The sequence below is a fragment of the Neobacillus sp. K501 genome (genome assembly GCF_053749995.1).
The window spans coordinates 186,239-201,712 of the sequence record NZ_JBSLYA010000009.1; the positions used below are offsets into that span (position 1 = coordinate 186,239).

Here is a 15,474-nt window from a genome sequence, read left to right on the forward strand (position 1 = left end):
CTTGTCGTTCCTATGAAATTTATGTTAAAGTGGCAAGAGAAGTAAAGAAACTCATTTAAGAGGTGGAAAAAAATGAGCAAAAAAGAAGAATACTTACGAAAACCAGAATGGTTAAAAATAAAGCTAAACACGAATGAACATTACACAGGTTTAAAGAAAATGATGCGAGAAAAAAATCTACATACTGTTTGTGAAGAAGCACGTTGTCCTAATATTCATGAATGCTGGGCAGAGCGGAGAACGGCAACATTTATGATTCTCGGTGATACTTGTACGCGTGCCTGTCGTTTTTGTGCGGTCAAAACGGGTCTCCCAACGGAGTTGGACTGGCAGGAGCCAGAACGCGTGGCTGATTCAGTGCAACTAATGAACTTAAAGCATGTTGTCGTAACGGCAGTTGCTCGGGATGATTTAAAAGATGGTGGATCAGCCATTTTTGCTGAAACGATTAAGGCTATACGCAGAAAAAATCCATTTACCAGTATTGAAGTTCTTCCTTCAGATATGGGTGGGAAGGAAGAAAATTTACAGCTATTAATGGACGCAAAACCAGATATTTTGAACCATAATATTGAAACAGTTAGACGCCTAACGCCGAGAGTAAGAGCACGGGCTAAGTATGACCGGTCACTAGAGTTTTTACGCCGTGCGAAAGAAATGCAGCCAACGATACCAACTAAGTCCAGCTTGATGATTGGTCTTGGTGAAACAAAAGAAGAAATTATTGAAGTCATGGATGATCTGCGTGCAAACAATGTGGATATCATGACGATTGGACAGTATTTACAGCCATCAAAGAGCCATATTAAGGTTGAAAAATATTATCGTCCCGAAGAGTTTGCGGAACTGCGTGACATAGCCCTTACCAAAGGCTTCAGCCACTGTGAAGCGGGTCCGTTAGTTCGTTCCTCTTACCATGCAGACGAACAAGTAAACGCCGCCGCAAAACACAAACAAATGCTAGGCGAACAAGAAGCACAGGAAGCATAAACACAAGAAAGAGTTCAGTCCATAGGGGCTGAACTCTTCTTTTAGGAAAAATAAGTACAAATATTCGACTTTGAGAATTGTCCAGCTCCAGCGCCTAGGGGCTCGGGTCATAAGCCAAGCCGGCAAGAAGGTTAAAAAGCAACCTTCTCGCCGGCTCGTCTTATGCCTGTCGCCCCTGGACAAGGCGCTTCCGCTCTTCTAATTAACGATTGTTTCTCATTGTGTCTGCTTGGGTTTCACCGTTTTCATTTTCATTTGTCTCCATCATTCTCGTACCTTGAGGAGATTGTTTCATTTGTTTAATTAACGCATTCACAGAATTTCGAGCATTTCTGCTCGTTGCATCAAGGTTTGCCAGATTTTCTACATCACGCATTAGATTTTTATTGTCAGAAACATACACATGGTAATATCTTGGAACGACCGACATTGCTGTTCTTTTCACTTGATCCGCGGTTAAATTACGATCCTTTGTATCTGTGCTATAGGAAACCAACACTTCTTGGTCAGTTACAAGAGTAGCGACATCATTTACATTTGGCATATCGGTACTAAGTTCACTGATAATATGGGCTAATTTTTCACGGTCAAGCGGTGAATAATGCTCTGTTCCACCTTGATCATTTTCGACAGGACTCTTTTGATGGCGAACAAAGCCATAATTGGTGCTCATATTTCGGGCTCCTTGGGCGCCATTTTTATTATAAAGCTCTTCTCTTTTATTATTAACATTGATTGTATCGCCACTTTCTTCATACACATCCCGATTGGCTGCTAGGTCCTTTGAACATCCAGCAGCTAAGAGAGACAGGCTTAAACCAGCGATGATGGACAATTTTTTCATTTTAAGCACCTCCTTTTTTTAGAATAGCCAAAAGACTGATATTTTTTCTTAGTAATTGATGGTGAATCGGTTATAATGGGAATAAGTGGCTAGCAGAAGCGTCTGGTCAAGGCACTTCCGCTTTTCGATGATTCGCTGGTAAAATTGAGGTGATTTTCATGGTAACGATTAACGGCACCACATACGAAATTGTTCAAGAGCATAGAGATGGATTTAACGAAGAGGCCTTAAAGGCAAGGTATAGTGAAATTTTATCCAGATACGACTACATTGTTGGGGATTGGGGCTATGGGCAGCTGCGGCTAAAAGGTTTTTTTGATGACCAAAATCAAAAAGCAACATTTGATACCAAAATCAGCACCTTGAGTGAATATTTGTACGAATACTGCAATTTCGGCTGTGCATATTTTGTGATGAAAAAAGTAAAAAAGTAAAAAAACTCGCCATTTGGCGAGTTTTTTTACTTTAAGAAAATATAAAGTTCCACTTTGAGAATTGTCCAGCTCCAGCGCTCTAGCGGCTAGTGTCCTTCGCCCTCCGCCCTACGATAAGTCAACATCGAATCGCCTCCGGCTCTTCGTGTTTCCTTTATCTCAGTTGGAGCGCTCCATAAAGGAAGGCTTCGTAAGCATTGGCATCGCACGAAGGAAAAGCGTTTTTCTTTTTCGAGGAGGCCATACGCCGCTGGACAGAGCGCTTACGCTTTTCTACGAATAAGGCGGCTGCTCATCCGTATTCGGGTCGTCATGTGTTGGATGTGCCCCTTCCATTTGCCGTGGAATATTCTGGTGAAAGGTCTTATCCTCATAGTTGAAATTACTATAGGTTCGCTGCCCATCTTCCCAGGGTGTACTTTTATTTTCTACGGGGGCGTTTTTACGAATGGGTGATCCAAAGGGACCCTCAGGAAATTCTTCAAAAGTAAGATAATTCTTTTGTTTTTCCACATTCGATAAATCAAAATATTTAGGTGACTTTTTCTCTGCCATAAACCTCACTCCTTTTTATTACATTAGTATGTAGAAAGGAATGAGAAAAAATTTATCCAGCTTTAACAGGCAGTAAAATCTCCACCTCAAAAATTTTGTAATAGCGAAGAAGTTTAGGTTAGGGAATAACTGCCCGAAAAAGCCCGATTGGTTCAACTAACAATCAGTTGGGGATGAAGAAAACCCCCACTGATTGTAGTTTCACTTTATAGTAGTTCTGACAAAAATGAGCGTAATTCTTCCGCATCTTCTTCGTTAAGCTGGAAGGCGTACTCTAAATATCCTTCTTCTTTTAAATCATCCTCCCCAATAATGGCGAAGCGATTTCCTTGTAAATCAAGTACGAGATGTTTGCCGTAATGACGATCCGTTTGGACAATTGCTAAATCAAAGCGTTGATTGTCACCGACAAAGCTGACAAACCTAGTTTTACTAGTCTCTATATCGTCATATAAGAAAAAACGTTCTTTCATATGTAAGCTCCTTTATAATGAAATTCATCCTCTTTATATTACCAAAATAAATGTAAGGAATCACAAAGAAAGAAAAATTCAAATAATTTATGTACAAGGAAATACGGATAATGTCAAATTGTGTTACAATATATGTATTATTGTCGATATGTTGACTTCTGAGAGGGATGAACTCAAGTGGACTGTAATTACATGAAAAAAGCAAAAAGTGTCATGCAGTGGGGAAAACTTCTGTTACCTCTTTCGTCCATTCGTTATTACCCTCCGCAATTCAATTTACGTAACCCGGTTTTGGAAGGGGTGTCAAAAGCATTCCAAGAAGGGCATGAGGTAGCGATTATTGTTTTTAATTTAGTTAATCAACAAGATTTGTTTGACCAAATCGGGAGACAGCAGCATGCTCAATTAATGAAAAAGCTAAAGAAGTTTTTTCAAATCTATATCGAACAAGAAGTGAATAGCAAGGATGTCATTACGCTTCATGATCATTATGGAGACGGAGTTTCCTTGATTATGAAAATGAATCAGGACCGGCACTGTATTTCCAATATTGATATTGTGATGAAAAAAATCACCTATGAAGTCGAACATGGTATGATCGAACTCTACCCATCGATACAACCAGTATTTGAAACTGGCTATATGTTTATTGAAAAAAATGATTTTTCCATTCAGGAATCCATTTTAAGGGCCCATAGACAAGCGATGGCGATGGCTGAAAAAAGAGTACAATCTGAATTAAATGAAATGATATTCACGATAAATAAAATCATCAACCAAAAGACAATCACGTTGTTAGCCCAGCCAATTATAGATGTTGCTACCAAAGAAATTCGGGCCTGGGAAATGCTGACTAGAGGACCAAAAGGAACTGCGTTAGAATCGCCATTGCCGCTTTTTTCTGTGGCTCGACAGACAGGACGCTTGTATGAACTCGAGATGATTGTTATAGAAAAATTGTTGCAGCAAGTTAAAGCAACGCGATTCCGTCAAGATATTTTCGTGAACTGCACACCGATTACACTTGGAAATATGCGATTTACTCGAGATTTGAAAAAATTACTCCAGAAATATCGGGGGATTTCACCAAAACAAATTACCTTTGAGGTAACAGAGCGGGATTCGATTGAAGGACTAAAGGACTTTATTTATAATATTAAAGTGTTGCGTGTGATGGGCTTTAAGATTGCCGTTGATGATACTGGAGCAGGCTATGCAAGTCTAAATACGATTAGTGAAATTATGCCTGATATTATTAAAATCGATCGTTCCGTGATAGAAAATATTGATAAAAATTCAGTCAAGGAATCGATGTTAAAAGGGTTACTGCTAGTGGCGAGAGAGGCAGGTTCCCTTGTGGTAGCCGAAGGTATCGAAAATGAAAATGAGGCGTTAGTCTTATCGAGAAACAATGTTGACTTAGCTCAGGGCTATTTCTATGCGCGCCCGACAGAATTTGTTGAAGGTATTGCTACATAGGTAATCACTAACAAGGAAGTGGATCAGAATGTATTTTGTTGATCGTGAAAAAATTGAAATAACATTACAATTTATCGAAAAGCAAATCAATCTATTTTTAAGTCAGGAAAAATGGACTTCTCCTCTGGAAAAAGCGGCTTTAGAACGTTTGACTCATTTGATGATAGAAGCTTTCTTAGATGTGGGCAACGCCATGATTGATGGCTTTATCATGCGGGATCCTGGCAGTTATGAGGATATCATTGAAATTCTCATCGATGAAAAGGTTATTTCTGCTGAAGCAGGGAAAAGTTTAAAAGTTATCGTTCAATTTAGGAAAATACTTGTTCAAATGTATACCGAAGTTGATCATAGCGAACTTCAAAAGCAATTTGCCTATCATCTCCATGCGCTAGAGGTGTTTCCTGCTAACGTACGCGATTATCTACAGAATGAATTGGGAACGGTAACCGCATTTAAAAAATAATTATTTGACCGCGCTTGCGGTCTTTTCTTTTGCGATGGAGATAATACATTTAGGAGTGATGAAATTGAAATCATATAAGGGCTATTTAATTGATCTGGATGGGACGATGTATAAGGGTACGGAAAAAATCGAAGCAGCGGCAGATTTTGTGAAAAAATTATATGCTAAAGGTATCCCCTATTTATTTGTTACTAATAATTCATCGCGAACACCTGAACAGGTCGCTCAAAAGCTTCGTGAATTCGACATTCCCACTGAGGAACATCAGGTTTTTACAACAAGTCAGGCAACGGCTAATTATATTTATGAGCAAAAGCAAAATGCTTCCGTTTATGCTATTGGTGAGGAAGGAATTCAAACTGCATTGGAAGAAAGGAAGTTTTCATTTGCAGGAGAAAATGCTGAGTATGTTGTAATTGGAATTGATCGTGAAATTAGTTATGAAAAATTGGCTGTTGCCTGCCTAGCAGTTCGAAATGGTGCGGTTTTTATTTCAACGAACGCAGATATCGCCATTCCAACTGAGCGCGGCTTGCTCCCTGGCAATGGTTCACTCACCTCTGTGATCGCCGTCTCCACACAAACAAAGCCAATCTTTATTGGAAAGCCAGAATCGATCATCATGGAACAGGCGCTTAAGATTTTAGGGACTGCTAAGGAAGAGACGTTAATGGTAGGGGACTATTATGATACGGATATATTGGCTGGGATGAATGCTGGGCTGGATACGCTCCTAGTTCATACAGGTGTTACCACGAAGGAATTACTTTCAAACTATAACCGCATGCCTACTTATGCGATTGACTCCTTAGACCAATGGGAGCCGTAGAAAAAGGATGGAGCAATCCATCCTTTTATCAGCATTGTCTAGCTGCAGCGCCTAGGGGCTCGGGGTCATAAGCCAATCCATCAAGAAGGTTAAAGAGCAACCTTCTCGCCGGCTCGTCTTATGCCTGGCTACAGAAACTGTACGCATTAAGGGAGACTAAGCTCTGGCTTCGCCAATCGCTAATTCTCCCTATATCGCCCCTGGTCAAGGCGCTTCCGCTTTTCTATTCTATTCAACATTTTGTGCACGGTGGGCGAGTCTGCTTGAGGCAGCTGCTGCAATGGCGCCAATGATATCATCTAAAAAGGTATGGCATTCTCCCGTTGATTTATCATTTAAGTGGGCAAGGATACCTGGCTTTTGTTTATCGATGTAGCCGTAATTGGTAAATCCAATCGATCCATAGACATTGACGATCGATAAAGCAAGAATCTCGTCGACGCCGTATAGGCTTTCATCTGTTTTAATGATGGATTGAATGGGTTCTTCGAGCATGCCTTTTTCAGCAAGCATATCCAGTTGGATTCCTGTAATGATGGCGTTTTGGACTTCGCGTTTTGAAAGGACTCGCTCGACATTTGCGATGCAGTCTTCCATTTTTAAGTTTTCGTGGTATTTTTGCTGTAAAAAATAGACTAAATCGGCAATATCCTGAATGGTTACGCCTCTTTCTTTAATCCATCTTCGTGCCGTTTCTTCGGTCAAATCCATTTTTTTGTCTTCTGCCATCCAATGATCACCTTTTCTTTGAATTTTCACTAAATATATACTCTTAATTCATAACATATGCATGTTATTTTGAAAAGTAACAAACGAAGTATTCCTCTTACATATTTCTCAGATATTGTTTTTCTTATACTTTTTAAAAATATGTTGTCATATATATTAATATGAGTAGCCAATGAGAAGAGGTGGACCAATGCTGCAAAAATTACTCCAGAGTCAGTATGGGATAGAGGTAAGTGAGTATGTAAAACTGGACTCCCTTGATGCATTGCGGGGAAATGGCTGGCTTTATCTAGTAGCAAAAACAGGCGGCAGGGAAGCGAATGATATTATCGAGTTAGAAAGAATCGCTGAGCATTTAAGGAATACTGGAGATTTACATGTCCCCGCCTTTCTACCATCAAATGACGGAGGCTTCATTACGTCTTGGGAGGAAACCCAATATTGTGTGATGGCTAATCGCCAAAATGAGAAGCCAGCAAAGTTAAAATTAGGACGAAAGCTCGCGAAGTTTCATGAAAGGGGAAAAACAGTACCTTTTAAAATTGAAAGATCGAGTAGAATTGGACAGTGGAAGCAACTTTGGGAAAAGCGGCTTGATCAAATCGAAAAGGTTTGGAATGATATGCTGTTTCAAACACCTGAGGATGAATTTGAAAGAATGTTTATCGACTCCTTTCCCTATTATATTGGTTTATCAGAGAACGCGATTCAATATTTAGTAGATACAGAAATTGATGATGAACCATTGGAATCTGACAGCGGTACGGTTTGTCATGAACGCTTCACCACAAAAACTTGGGGTGAACAATATTATATTAAAAACCCATTGGATTGGGTGTTTGATCATCGGAGCCGTGATCTTGCGGAATGGACGAGGGAAAGGTATTTCCGAAATACCCAAACGTACGAGCTTGATGTTAAGCAATTTTTTGCTGATTATCAAACCGTTGCCCCGTTATCGTCCTTTTCGTGGCGGCTGTTATTTTCACGGTTATTATTTCCGCTTCATTACTTTGAGTGTATAGAAAATTATTATATAACTCAGTCTGAGCAGGAAAAAAAGCTTTTAGAAGAAAGGCTAATGAAAATCCTAAAACAGTCCAGCGAATATGAACGCTTTTTAAGCCGTTTCTTTCAAACGGCAGGGGCTCCAATAAAAACAATACCACAGTTAGAGTGGCTGCTTATTAAGTAGTTAAAAAAGCGATTGCTAGTGTTAGCAATCGCTTTGGAATGTTGCAACGTTTTTTAGAACACTTGCTCTACTTCAACAACGCCAGGAACCTCTTCTAAAAGAGCTCTTTCAATTCCTGCTTTAAGAGTGATTGTTGAGCTTGGGCAGCTTCCACATGCACCCAGTAATCGAAGTTTAACAATACCATCCTCAACATCAACTAATTCACAATCCCCGCCATCGCGAAGAAGAAATGGACGTAATTTATCTAATACTTCTTGAACTTGCTCAAACATTTCTTGTTCTGCCATACTTATCGTCTCCTTTCCTACCTTATATTATAATGTGATTGACAGTAAAAATCCATTCTCACGAAATGGGAAATCACACAAATTGAGACATATTTTTATGTTTTTATAGTTTATATGATGTAAAATAAAAGAAAAAGTAAGGACTGATATCATGACGATAACGGAAGTTGAGATTGTCCTTTATGGTGCGGAACAACTATGTCCAAGCTGTGTAAATCTGCCTTCATCGAAAGAAACATTTGAATGGCTGGAGGCGGCGATTGGCAGGAAATATCCTAATCAGCCTTTTAAAATCACTTATGTAGACATTCATCAGCCGCCAACAGAAAGTGAAAAAGAGAATTTTGCTAAACGTGTAATAGAGGAAGATATGTTTTATCCTGTAGTTGTAATAAAAGAAAAAGTTGTCGGCGAAGGGAATCCGCGATTAAAAACTATTTTTTCAGAGATGGAAAAGTACGGGTATAAAGGAGAAGCATAAAAAAGGAAGCATCCTGCGATGCTTCCTTTTTAAATCAACCATTATGATATTTATAAAGCCAAAGAACTCCAGATTTTAATAGGCGGGCAACACGGCCTGTGATGGCTCTGTCAGCCATCATTCCGAATCCATGTTTTTTCCCTAGGGAACCAAGCACACCTTTTAACTTAATCGTTGGGAAGGTTTCAGGAGGTTCTTCGCCATTCCAACGCTTTCGCAGCACCTCAACGATTTGTTCAGCCTGTCCCTCAGCTAATTGAGCACTTGGGGCGTGAGGAAGGCTTGCACAATCACCTAGGATAAAAACATGTTCATCATTAGGTAAATGATGACGAGGGGTGATAATTAATCTTCCTAAACGATCGGTTTCTTCCCCTAATTCACGTACAACCTTATTCGCTTGAATCCCTGCTGTCCAGACAATGACATCACAGGTAATGGGGGTATCGTGATTATAAAGGGTATTTTCTTCAACCTTTGTGATATTTGAATTGTTAATAATTTCAACATTATTTTTATGAAACCAATTTTCAACATATTTACTTAAGCGGTCAGGGAAGTCAGAGAGAATATGCTTTCCTCTGTCAAACAGCTTAATTTTTAAGTCACTACGGCTTTCACTTAGTTCACTGGCAAGCTCCACACCACTAAGACCTGCTCCGACAATACCGACAACAGATCCTGGTCCTAAGTTGTTCAAAATGGAGTAAGTTTCGCGGGACTTTTCAATGCTTTGAATGCTATAAGTAAACTGGTCAGCACCAGGGACACCGTGATATTTATCTTCACAGCCAAGACCAATGACTAAATCATCATATGATACGGGTTCATCATTATTTAACAGGACCTTTTTCGTATCCCTGTCAATTCCAATCACTTCCCCATACTTGATCGTAACCCCGGGATGTTCTGGAAAGGAAACACGGACCTCTTTATCAGAAACCGTTCCAGCAGCTAATGCATAATATTCTGTTTTTAAACAATGGTATGGTACGCGGTCAATCAGAGTAATCATTACATCCTCAGGTAAATGGTTGGGAAGAAGCTCGCTCAACATCTTCATTCCACCGTATCCACCGCCGAGAATAACAAGGTTTTTCATGTTTTATTTCCCCTTTTGTTTACCAGATGTCATGTTTTCAATGTCAAAATTAAAAAATTATTAGACCTAGCAGGCTAGGATTAAAATATGATAAATATTAGAATAGTATCTTCAAATCCATAAAAAAGTATATCTGAATTATGACAAAATAACAACACATATAACAATTTAATTGACAGGTTTATATAAAACATGGTATTTGACGATAATTGTAAAATAGAGTAGGATAATGAATTGTGGAGAGGTGAGAGCCATGATTAAGCCTATTATCGAATTTTGTATTAGTAATCTGGCCAGTGGTGCGCAAAAAGCACTGGAGAAACTAGAAAGAGATCCGAATTTGGATATCATTGAATATGGTTGTCTTGGTTATTGTGGTAAATGTGCCTCGTCCCTATACGCACTTGTAAATGGAGAAGTCGTAACAGGCGAAACACCTGATGAATTAGTGGATAATATTTACCAATACCTGGATGAAAATCCGATGTTTTAAAATAGAAAAGCAGAAGCTAGACAAATTAAAAGGGGGCGAATAAAGCTCCCTTTATTTTTATGAAACTAATTTGTTGAGTCCTTAACATACAGTGTATATACTATTAAGAAAGACCTCAATTTAAGGAGGAAGCATAATGAGTAATAATGTTGTGATTTTAACGGAAGCTGCGGCTTTGCATATAAAAGACATGATGAAGCATAATGAAGAAGAAGGAGCCTTTTTACGTGTTAGCGTAAAAGGTGGAGGCTGTAGTGGATTATCCTATGGAATGGGCTTTGAACATGAAGCGAAGGCTGAGGATATCCAGCTTGAGCAGCATGGGATTCAAATTGTTGTCGATAATGAGAGCGCACCAATATTAAATGGTACAAAGATTGATTATAAAGAATCCATGATGGGCGGCGGCTTTACGATCGAAAATCCGAACGCGATTGCCTCGTGCGGATGCGGTTCCTCTTTCCGTACAGCAACAGCTACGGGTACACCAGAAGAATGCTAAACGAAGAAGGCGTCCATAGGACGCCTTTTGTAGTATCATTTACCAAACATCGATGAGCTGTGTAATGGTTGGATCTTTGCTTTTGGATCGATGAACGCTTTAGCGTTATTAACAGCAGTTGGAGCCTCGCCAAAACCACAGGCGATTAATTTTACTTTGCCTTCATAAGTACAAATATCGCCGGCAGCATAGATGCCTGGGATGTTTGTTTCCATTTTAGAATTGACCACGATAGAATTCTTCTCAATTTCTAAGCCCCATTCTTTAATCGGTCCTAGAGAAGAAACGAAGCCATAGTTACAAATAACAGCATCAACATCAAGAGTTTCTTTTCCTTCTCCATTCGCACCTTCCAGGACTACTTGCTTAATCCCGCTGTCATCGCCAATTAACTTAGCTGGTATAAAAGGAGTTTTTACAACTACCTTAGAATTATGGAGGTTTTCAACACTGTGTTCATGAGCACGGAACTTGTCTCTGCGGTGAACAATCGTTACTTGCTCAGCGATTGGTTCAAGCATTAATGCCCAGTCAACCGCTGAATCGCCGCCGCCAAAAACCACTACTTTTTGGCCGGCAAATTTATTAAGGTCATCTATGAAATAATGTAGATTTTTCTTTTCATACTGGACTGCGCTTCCTAATTCCAAGCGACGGGGTTGGAAGGCACCATTACCAGCTGTAATAATGACGGTTTTGGAATAATGAATTTCCGTATTCGTTGTTAATTTAAATACCCCATCATCCTGCTTTTCTAATTTTTCAACTGATTGCTCGAGGGCAACGGTTGGCTCGAACTTTGCCATTTGTTCTTTAAGATTATCAATCAGTTCTTGTGCACGAACTTTTGGAAAACCAGCAACATCATAAATATATTTTTCTGGGTATAGAGCCGATAATTGTCCGCCTAATTGTGGCAAGCTTTCGATGATCTTAACGGAAGCTTGTCTCATTCCACCGTAAAAGGCAGTGAATAGACCTGCAGGACCGCCCCCGATGATTGTAATGTCATAAACGTTTTGATTTTCTTGCACTCCGTATCCCCCCAATATGTATGGTAACTCTATTCTTAATCATATCAAATTCAGAATATCCTCACAACTTCTGGGGGGAATTGGGACGGCTAAAATAGGTGAATTTGATGATATTTTTATCATAAATCACTTGAAAATGTGAAGAGAATAGCATAATATGTATTGAGGATAGATTGTTAATATTCTGTGACAAAAAAAGAACATTTTTATGACTATGTAAGTGAATTATATCACATACTTTTTTCCTCATATCAAAATAAAAAACTTAGAACAAGAGGAAGATAAGAACAACAATTTTATAAAAAATTATAAAAAAGGTGGAAGTGATTACTTTGAGAAAGCCAAAAATCGTAATCGTCGGTGCTGGATACGGCGGGCTTATGACAACTGTTAGGTTGCAAAAGTTAATCGGTGTAAATGAAGCAGATATTGTTTTAATTAATAAAAATGACTACCATTATGAAACTACATGGCTGCATGAGGCTTCTGCAGGAACTCTTCATCATGATCGTGTTCGTTATGATATTCGTGACGTAATTGACAAAAGTAAAGTTGATTTTGTCCAAGATACCGTTGTTGAAATCAATAAAGAAGAGAAAAAGGTTATTTTGGAAAAAGGCGAAGTGAACTATGACTACCTTGTCATTGCACTTGGCGGCGAACCAGAAACATTCGGTATTAAAGGTTTGAAAGAGTATGCCTTTGGAATTACAAATGTGAACTCTTCTCGTCAACTACGTGAGCATATTGAATATCAATTTGCAACGTATAATATGGAAGAAGAAAAAAATGACAACCGCTTAGTTATCGTTGTTGGCGGTGCTGGATTTACTGGGATCGAATTCCTTGGTGAGTTAACAAACCGTATTCCTGAGCTTTGCCACGAGTACGATGTTGATTTCCATAAAGTGAAAATCATCTGTGTGGAAGCTGCTCCTACTGTACTTCCTGGTTTTGATCCAGAATTAGTGGACTATGCGGTTTCACAACTAGAGCGTAAAGGGGTAGAATTCTTAATCGGTACAGCGATTAAAGAAGCTACGCCAGAAGGTATTTTTGTGGCAAAAGGTGAGGAAGAAACACGTGAAATCAAAGCTGGTACCGTTGTATGGGCAGCTGGTGTCCGTGGAAACTCTATCATTGAAAAATCTGGTTTCGAAGCAATGAGAGGCCGTGTGAAGGTGCAGCCAGATCTTCGTGTCCCAGGATTTGACGATGTGTTTATTATTGGTGACAGCTCACTTGTGATCAATGAAGAAATCAATCGCCCTTATCCTCCGACTGCACAAATTGCGATGCAGCAAGGTGAAGTCGTTGCCCGTAACTTAGTTGCGTTAGTTCGGAATAAAGCTGAGCTTGAGTCCTTTACGTTTGATAATAAAGGTACAGTTTGCTCCCTTGGGGAAGATGATGCGATTGGTGTTGTATTCGGTAAGAAGGTTACCGGTGCAAAAGCATCCTTCATGAAGAAAGTCGTCGACAATCGATCACTATATATGATTGGCGGAGCTGGACTTGTAATGAAAAAAGGAAAATTTAACGTATTCTAAAAGGGAGGGGCAGAGTAATCTGCCCCTTTGCTTGTCATTAGCTCTACTCATTTTCTAAATTTTTAGAAAATTAAAGCAACCCTTCGAAAATGTAAGGAAACAATCGATGTATCCGTTTTCTTTTCCTGATTTGCCTAAATTTCGTCCTTTTCTTTTTAAGAAATCCTTGTTATTATTATCTGAAAATTTAAATAATAATTTAAGGAGATGAAATGAATGACAACAACTACTAGCTTGGACAAAAAACAGTGTGATTATTGTTCAGGAACTGGCTATTTTCAATTATTATTAGGTGGATCTGAAACTTGTTCCTGCTGTGGAGGTACTGGAAAGAAGAAAGAGTGAGGTAAGAGGTATGCAAAAAATATCAATAAAAGCCAGGCAATAGCTTCCATGAATCAATTCGGGGGGCTATTTTTTTGGGTGCTGTTACAAAAAACATAGTTGATTTTTTAACTGAGTTGATTGAAGCGACGAGGAGGCTCCACGGACCGCCCGCGGAAAGCGAAGCGCCTGGAGTGGAAATCAACTTGCATGTTTATCACAGCCTTTTAATATAACATGAATAATATTCATAACCGTAAATATTGACTCCCTATTTGACATTCAGTAAACTAATTATTGATGTGTAAAGGGGGAATTTTGCAATGCAAATGAGCATTGTTGTATTAATTATCTCGATTTTGTTATTTTTTGTTTTATTCTTTGGAATTGGTTTTATTCTAAATATGCTTTTAAGAATGTCTTGGATCATGGCGATTATTTACCCAATTGTTGCCATCTTTATAGTCGATAAAGTGAAATTTATAGAGTATTTTACAAATAGTAAGCCGGCATTTACCGATCTTGGGGAAAGAATCACTTCACTTGCAACGGCAGATATTTTAATTTTAGTCAGTGGATTAGCGGGTGCGATTGTCGCTGGTATTACAATTAAACTATTACGGAAGAACGGATATCAAATGTTTTAGACTTTTTACCATCTGGTAAAGAGTCTTTTTTTTTGTCTCTTTGTCTGAATTTTCTGTGTGAGTTAATCATTTTTACTCCATTTTTGAATATTTCCTTGGATGTTGGGAATGAATATTTTGGGAGGAGTGAAAATATTAATGAATAAGTTGAAAAATTGGACAAAGCGAATATTTATGACCGTTTTGTTCTTATTGGCCTTAATTGTTACTTTTCAATCAATCTCCGGTGTAGAAGCCGGGTCGCTTTTCAAACAATTTTTTCATTTTGAAGCTCAGGAAACTTCCAGTCAGACTGTTTCTGGGGCACCACCTGCTTTAGAGGACGCCTTCGATTGGTCAAAGTATCCCAAGCAGACTGTGGTTGCAACGGGATATACTGCTGGATTTGAGTCAACGGGAAAGAATCAGGGTCATCCTGAATATGGAATTACTTTTTCAGGAGTAAAAGTAAAGCGGGATTTATTTTCCACTGTAGCGGCCGACCTGAATGTATTCCCGATTGGAACGATCCTGTTTATTCCTGATTATGGTTACGGGGTGGTTGCAGATAAAGGCGGAGCGATTAAAGGAAACAGAGTGGACCTTTATTTTGAAACGGTAGAGGATGTCTATAACGAATGGGGCAAAAAGGAAATTGAAGTATATGTTATTCAACATGGAGATGGGAGACTCACAGAGGATCAGTTACGAGCCTTAAATGAAGATGAAGCCATGCAGGTTTTTCGTCAGCAATATATCAGTTCTGAGAGGAAATAGCGCAGACCCAGTGTCTGCCTTTTTTATAATTAGGCTCTTTTCTCAAAGAATGTTGTTTTCAAATTATCACTCGATGATTCACCTAATAATTCAAAAATAGCACGTTTTTGAAGATTTTTCAGAGTGATTCTCGTGGAACTCTAAAATTTCCCTATAATGGTCGTCAGATTCCCTTTTTACAAGAAAAAACAAGTGGACGGGCATCAGAGAAGGCATCTGATTCCCCTTTTACAAGAAAAAACAAGTGGACGGGCATCAGAGAAGGCATCTGATTTCCCGTTTACAAGAAAAAACATGTGGA

The 15,474-nt window shown here is 39.0% G+C and carries 19 protein-coding genes and 1 pseudogene; 13 read left to right on the forward strand and 7 right to left on the reverse strand.

Features of this window, described 5'->3' with window-relative positions; translation table 11 throughout:
* Positions 1-69 precede the first annotated feature (69 nt).
* Positions 70-990, forward strand: a pseudogene (lipA, locus tag ACWM35_RS19565) (lipoyl synthase); the annotation flags it as partial.
* Positions 991-1,192: 202 nt separating this feature from the next.
* Here lipA and ACWM35_RS19570 read toward each other — a convergent pair.
* Positions 1,193-1,834 (reverse strand): YhcN/YlaJ family sporulation lipoprotein, encoded by a 642-nt coding sequence (locus tag ACWM35_RS19570; protein ID WP_454820545.1) that lies wholly within the window; start codon positions 1,832-1,834, stop codon positions 1,193-1,195.
* A gap of 158 nt (positions 1,835-1,992) precedes the next feature.
* On the opposite strand from ACWM35_RS19570, the gene ACWM35_RS19575 reads away from it, so the two are divergent.
* On the forward strand, positions 1,993-2,268 hold the full coding sequence (locus ACWM35_RS19575) for a YutD family protein (RefSeq protein WP_454820546.1): 276 nt from the start codon (positions 1,993-1,995) through the stop codon (positions 2,266-2,268).
* A 273-nt stretch (positions 2,269-2,541) separates the two neighbouring features.
* On the opposite strand, the gene ACWM35_RS19580 is transcribed toward ACWM35_RS19575, so the two are convergent.
* Positions 2,542-2,823, reverse strand: a complete 282-nt coding sequence (locus ACWM35_RS19580; RefSeq protein ID WP_454820547.1) for a cytosolic protein — start codon at positions 2,821-2,823, stop codon at positions 2,542-2,544.
* Positions 2,824-3,029: 206 nt separating this feature from the next.
* On the reverse strand, positions 3,030-3,296 hold the full coding sequence (locus ACWM35_RS19585; protein ID WP_454820549.1) for a DUF3055 domain-containing protein: 267 nt from the start codon (positions 3,294-3,296) through the stop codon (positions 3,030-3,032).
* Between the two features lie 192 nt (positions 3,297-3,488).
* On the opposite strand from ACWM35_RS19585, the gene ACWM35_RS19590 reads away from it, so the two are divergent.
* The 3 genes from ACWM35_RS19590 to ACWM35_RS19600 all read left to right on the forward strand — a co-directional run bounded on the left by ACWM35_RS19590 (position 3,489) and on the right by ACWM35_RS19600 (position 6,070).
* Positions 3,489-4,775 (forward strand): EAL domain-containing protein, encoded by a 1,287-nt coding sequence (locus ACWM35_RS19590; protein ID WP_454820550.1) that lies wholly within the window; start codon positions 3,489-3,491, stop codon positions 4,773-4,775.
* Positions 4,776-4,803: 28 nt separating this feature from the next.
* The gene (locus tag ACWM35_RS19595) at positions 4,804-5,241 is read left to right on the forward strand and encodes a DUF86 domain-containing protein (protein ID WP_454820551.1); all 438 of its coding nucleotides are present in this window, start codon (positions 4,804-4,806) and stop codon (positions 5,239-5,241) included.
* Between the two features lie 64 nt (positions 5,242-5,305).
* Positions 5,306-6,070 carry a TIGR01457 family HAD-type hydrolase gene (locus ACWM35_RS19600; protein ID WP_454820552.1) on the forward strand — a complete coding sequence of 255 codons (765 nt, stop codon included), beginning with the start codon at positions 5,306-5,308 and terminating at the stop codon, positions 6,068-6,070.
* Positions 6,071-6,298: 228 nt separating this feature from the next.
* On the opposite strand, the gene ACWM35_RS19605 is transcribed toward ACWM35_RS19600, so the two are convergent.
* The gene (locus tag ACWM35_RS19605) at positions 6,299-6,799 is read right to left on the reverse strand and encodes a phosphatidylglycerophosphatase A family protein (protein ID WP_454820553.1); all 501 of its coding nucleotides are present in this window, start codon (positions 6,797-6,799) and stop codon (positions 6,299-6,301) included.
* Between the two features lie 190 nt (positions 6,800-6,989).
* On the opposite strand from ACWM35_RS19605, the gene yutH reads away from it, so the two are divergent.
* Positions 6,990-7,994 (forward strand): spore coat putative kinase YutH, encoded by a 1,005-nt coding sequence (yutH, locus tag ACWM35_RS19610; protein WP_454820554.1) that lies wholly within the window; start codon positions 6,990-6,992, stop codon positions 7,992-7,994.
* A 53-nt stretch (positions 7,995-8,047) separates the two neighbouring features.
* Here the strand turns inward: yutH and ACWM35_RS19615 are convergent, their stop codons facing one another.
* Positions 8,048-8,284, reverse strand: a complete 237-nt coding sequence (locus ACWM35_RS19615; protein WP_223591894.1) for a NifU family protein — start codon at positions 8,282-8,284, stop codon at positions 8,048-8,050.
* Between the two features lie 151 nt (positions 8,285-8,435).
* On the opposite strand from ACWM35_RS19615, the gene ACWM35_RS19620 reads away from it, so the two are divergent.
* The gene (locus ACWM35_RS19620; protein ID WP_454820556.1) at positions 8,436-8,765 is read left to right on the forward strand and encodes a YuzD family protein; all 330 of its coding nucleotides are present in this window, start codon (positions 8,436-8,438) and stop codon (positions 8,763-8,765) included.
* Between the two features lie 34 nt (positions 8,766-8,799).
* On the opposite strand, the gene ACWM35_RS19625 is transcribed toward ACWM35_RS19620, so the two are convergent.
* Positions 8,800-9,867, reverse strand: coding sequence for an NAD(P)/FAD-dependent oxidoreductase (locus ACWM35_RS19625; protein WP_454820557.1), 1,068 nt, complete (start codon positions 9,865-9,867; stop codon positions 8,800-8,802).
* Between the two features lie 253 nt (positions 9,868-10,120).
* Here ACWM35_RS19625 and ACWM35_RS19630 point away from each other — a divergent pair, with 253 nt between their 5' ends.
* Both ACWM35_RS19630 and ACWM35_RS19635 read left to right on the forward strand, forming a co-directional pair.
* The gene (locus ACWM35_RS19630) at positions 10,121-10,360 is read left to right on the forward strand and encodes a YuzB family protein (protein ID WP_454820558.1); all 240 of its coding nucleotides are present in this window, start codon (positions 10,121-10,123) and stop codon (positions 10,358-10,360) included.
* 136 nt (positions 10,361-10,496) lie between these two features.
* Positions 10,497-10,862, forward strand: coding sequence for a HesB/IscA family protein (locus tag ACWM35_RS19635; RefSeq protein WP_454820560.1), 366 nt, complete (start codon positions 10,497-10,499; stop codon positions 10,860-10,862).
* A 35-nt stretch (positions 10,863-10,897) separates the two neighbouring features.
* Here the strand turns inward: ACWM35_RS19635 and ACWM35_RS19640 are convergent, their stop codons facing one another.
* Positions 10,898-11,896: an NAD(P)/FAD-dependent oxidoreductase gene (locus tag ACWM35_RS19640; protein ID WP_454820561.1), complete on the reverse strand. Its 999-nt coding sequence runs from the start codon at positions 11,894-11,896 to the stop codon at positions 10,898-10,900.
* 323 nt (positions 11,897-12,219) lie between these two features.
* Between ACWM35_RS19640 and ACWM35_RS19645 the strand changes: the two genes are divergently transcribed.
* From ACWM35_RS19645 to ACWM35_RS19660, 4 genes are all read left to right on the forward strand, one after another.
* Positions 12,220-13,446, forward strand: coding sequence for an NAD(P)/FAD-dependent oxidoreductase (locus ACWM35_RS19645; RefSeq protein WP_454820562.1), 1,227 nt, complete (start codon positions 12,220-12,222; stop codon positions 13,444-13,446).
* Positions 13,447-13,662: 216 nt separating this feature from the next.
* Entirely contained in the window at positions 13,663-13,791 is a 129-nt protein-coding gene (locus ACWM35_RS19650; RefSeq protein ID WP_454820563.1) for a YuiA family protein, read from the forward strand.
* Positions 13,792-14,093: 302 nt separating this feature from the next.
* Positions 14,094-14,417: a YuiB family protein gene (locus ACWM35_RS19655; RefSeq protein WP_454820564.1), complete on the forward strand. Its 324-nt coding sequence runs from the start codon at positions 14,094-14,096 to the stop codon at positions 14,415-14,417.
* A 138-nt stretch (positions 14,418-14,555) separates the two neighbouring features.
* Positions 14,556-15,173, forward strand: a complete 618-nt coding sequence (locus tag ACWM35_RS19660) for a 3D domain-containing protein (protein ID WP_454820565.1) — start codon at positions 14,556-14,558, stop codon at positions 15,171-15,173.
* Positions 15,174-15,474: the final 301 nt, after the last annotated feature.

Bases quoted from the DNA above. Each gene is read 5' to 3' on its own strand.
- ACWM35_RS19570 (WP_454820545.1), bottom strand. From the start codon at position 1,834: ATGAAAAAATTGTCCATCATCGCTGGTTTAAGCCTGTCTCTCTTAGCT.
- ACWM35_RS19575 (WP_454820546.1), top strand. From the start codon at position 1,993: ATGGTAACGATTAACGGCACCACATACGAAATTGTTCAAGAGCATAGA.
- ACWM35_RS19580 (WP_454820547.1), bottom strand. From the start codon at position 2,823: ATGGCAGAGAAAAAGTCACCTAAATATTTTGATTTATCGAATGTGGAA.
- ACWM35_RS19585 (WP_454820549.1), bottom strand. From the start codon at position 3,296: ATGAAAGAACGTTTTTTCTTATATGACGATATAGAGACTAGTAAAACT.
- ACWM35_RS19590 (WP_454820550.1), top strand. From the start codon at position 3,489: ATGAAAAAAGCAAAAAGTGTCATGCAGTGGGGAAAACTTCTGTTACCT.
- ACWM35_RS19595 (WP_454820551.1), top strand. From the start codon at position 4,804: ATGTATTTTGTTGATCGTGAAAAAATTGAAATAACATTACAATTTATC.
- ACWM35_RS19605 (WP_454820553.1), bottom strand. From the start codon at position 6,799: ATGGCAGAAGACAAAAAAATGGATTTGACCGAAGAAACGGCACGAAGA.
- yutH (WP_454820554.1), top strand. From the start codon at position 6,990: ATGCTGCAAAAATTACTCCAGAGTCAGTATGGGATAGAGGTAAGTGAG.
- ACWM35_RS19615 (WP_223591894.1), bottom strand. From the start codon at position 8,284: ATGGCAGAACAAGAAATGTTTGAGCAAGTTCAAGAAGTATTAGATAAA.
- ACWM35_RS19620 (WP_454820556.1), top strand. From the start codon at position 8,436: ATGACGATAACGGAAGTTGAGATTGTCCTTTATGGTGCGGAACAACTA.
- ACWM35_RS19625 (WP_454820557.1), bottom strand. From the start codon at position 9,867: ATGAAAAACCTTGTTATTCTCGGCGGTGGATACGGTGGAATGAAGATG.
- ACWM35_RS19630 (WP_454820558.1), top strand. From the start codon at position 10,121: ATGATTAAGCCTATTATCGAATTTTGTATTAGTAATCTGGCCAGTGGT.
- ACWM35_RS19635 (WP_454820560.1), top strand. From the start codon at position 10,497: ATGAGTAATAATGTTGTGATTTTAACGGAAGCTGCGGCTTTGCATATA.
- ACWM35_RS19650 (WP_454820563.1), top strand. From the start codon at position 13,663: ATGACAACAACTACTAGCTTGGACAAAAAACAGTGTGATTATTGTTCA.
- ACWM35_RS19655 (WP_454820564.1), top strand. From the start codon at position 14,094: ATGCAAATGAGCATTGTTGTATTAATTATCTCGATTTTGTTATTTTTT.
- ACWM35_RS19660 (WP_454820565.1), top strand. From the start codon at position 14,556: ATGAATAAGTTGAAAAATTGGACAAAGCGAATATTTATGACCGTTTTG.